The sequence below is a fragment of the Streptomyces anatolicus genome (genome assembly GCF_019400875.1).
Taxonomy (GTDB): domain Bacteria; phylum Actinomycetota; class Actinomycetes; order Streptomycetales; family Streptomycetaceae; genus Streptomyces; species Streptomyces anatolicus.
The window spans coordinates 1-2159 of record NZ_WMBF01000732.1 but is presented as its reverse complement, the minus strand read 5'-3'; the positions used below and the strand labels follow the sequence as shown (position 1 = coordinate 2159).

Annotated in this window: 2 protein-coding genes; one reads left to right on the top strand and one right to left on the bottom strand. The window is 72.8% G+C overall.

Annotated features, from left to right (window positions below; genetic code table 11):
- Window positions 1-1343: MFS transporter (locus GKQ77_RS31945; RefSeq protein ID WP_219692606.1), on the bottom strand; the 1343-nt coding region annotated here is incomplete at its 3' end.
- A gap of 183 nt (window positions 1344-1526) precedes the next feature.
- Between GKQ77_RS31945 and GKQ77_RS31940 the strand changes: the two genes are divergently transcribed.
- Window positions 1527-2150: an NADPH-dependent FMN reductase gene (locus GKQ77_RS31940; protein WP_219692605.1), complete on the top strand. Its 624-nt coding sequence runs from the start codon at window positions 1527-1529 to the stop codon at window positions 2148-2150.
- The last annotated feature ends 9 nt before the right edge of the window (window positions 2151-2159 follow it).

The following is a 2159-nucleotide window of genomic DNA, read 5'->3' as shown; positions in this document are numbered from 1 at the left end:
ACCGCCAGCAGCCCGCCCACCTGCAGCACGGCGAGGACGATCACACCCGTACGGAACCCCTGGGCCCCTCCCCCGGCGAGGCCGTACGCGAGGGACGCGATCGCCGGGCCCACCGTGAACGCCAGGGTCCGTACCGTCGCCGCCACGCCGCCACCCGTGCCGATCATGTCCGGTGGGGTCGCGGCCAGCATCGCCGTGTTGTTGGGGGCGCCGAACACGCCCTGCCCGAACCCGACGAGCGCGAGCCGCCAGGACAGGTCCGCGAGGCCCGCCCGCCCGTCCAGGGAAAGAGTCGAAAGGAGCCCGGCGAGGGTGAGGGCGCCGCCGAGCCCGGCGACCAGGTGGGGTGGGAAGCGGTCCGTCAGGCGGCCGCTGAGAGGCGAGCCCGCGGCGATCCCCGCGACGAAGAAGATCATGGCGAGGCCGATCAGTTCGGCGCCCGCGTGCAGGACGTCGGCGACGAAGAACGGCAGCAGGAAGAGCGAGAGCCCGACGAACGTGCCCGTCAACTGCAAGGACAGCAGCGGCAGTCCGAACGCGGGCCGCTTCACCAGGGCGACGATCGGCTTCGAGGACCGCAGCCGCGTCCACACCACCGCGAGCCCCGCCGCACCGACCGCCAGCGCCCCGGCCGCGTACGCAGCGCCGCTCTCGATCCGGTCGAAGGCGAGCAGCAGCGCGGTGACCGCGCCGCCGAGGACCAGGACGTCGGTGAGCAGCGTCCGGTCGGGTGCCGGGAGCCCGCCGCGGCCGCGCGGGAGCATCCGCGCGCCGAGCCACCACACGACGAGCAGCACCGGGAGCTTGACGAGGAACACCGGCCGCCAGCCGTACGCGTCGGCGACGAAGCCGCCCAGCGAGGAACCGGCCATCGAACCGAGCGGCATGATCGTGGCGACGTATCCGAGTGCCCGGCCGCGCAGTCTCGCCGGGACGCTCGCCGCGACCACCGGCATGTAGATGGCGACGACCATCGCGCCCGTCGCGCCCTGGAGGACGCGGGCGACCAGGAGCACCCAGAGGGACGGCGCGAGCGCGGCGAGCACGCTGGTGAGGCCTACGGCGGCGACGGCCGCGAGGAAGACGAGCCGGGTGTCCGCGCGGTCCACCCAGCGTCCCGCGGGGATCGCGAGCGCCGCGGTGGGCAGGGCGTAGGCAAGGATCACCCACTTCGCCGCTCCACTGCCGACATCCAGCTCCTGGCCGATGGAGGGCAAGGTGACCGCCGACAGGCTCATCTCCAGGGTGACCATCAGCATGGCCAGGGCCATCACGAGGACGGGACCCCAGCGCGGGGTGTCAACTGCGTTGTCGCGGCTCTTGCTTGCGGGTGTGTTCGTCATGGGGGCGACCGTACGAAGGGCGGTCCGTCCGTCGCCTCTGTCGGATGACCGGGGTGTGCTCCACCGGTGGGCCTAGTCCTTGGGCAGGTACCGATCCCGGTCGTGCGACAGAGGCGGCGACCGGGGTCGGGTTCGTAGCTTCGTCGGTGTCACAAGCCGCGTCACCGAGCCGAGGAGGCAGACATGAGCACCACCCAGCAGACCCTGACGAACGAGCGTGCCGAGAGCGGCGCCGGGCGGGACGAGCGCCTGAAGGTCGCCGTCATCGTCGCCAGCACCCGCGAGGGCCGCTTCGCGCCCACCGTCGCCGAGTGGTTCGCCGCTCAGACCGCCCAGCGCGACGACCTGGACGTGGACGTGATCGACCTGGCCGAGGCGCGCCTGCCGGACGGGCTCTCCGAGCAGCGCGGGCCCGAGGTCTCCGGGATCACCCCGCGGCTCGACGCGGCCGACGCGTTCGTGATCGTCACGCCGGAGTACAACCACAGCTTCCCCGCGACGCTGAAGACCGCGATCGACTGGCACTACGCCGAGTGGCGCGCCAAGCCGGTGGGTTTCGTCAGCTACGGCGGGATGGCGGGCGGCCTGCGCGCCGTCGAGCAGTTGCGGCAGGTCTTCGCCGAGCTGCACGCGGTGACGGTGCGTGACACCGTCAGCTTCCACGGCGTGTGGAACTGCTTCGACGAGTCCGGTGAGCCGCACGACCCCACGGGCCCGGCCGCCGCCGCGAAGACGATGCTCGACCAGCTCGCCTGGTGGGGCCACACCCTGCGCGAGGGCAAGACCACCCGCCCCTACGCCGCCTGAGCCCCACGC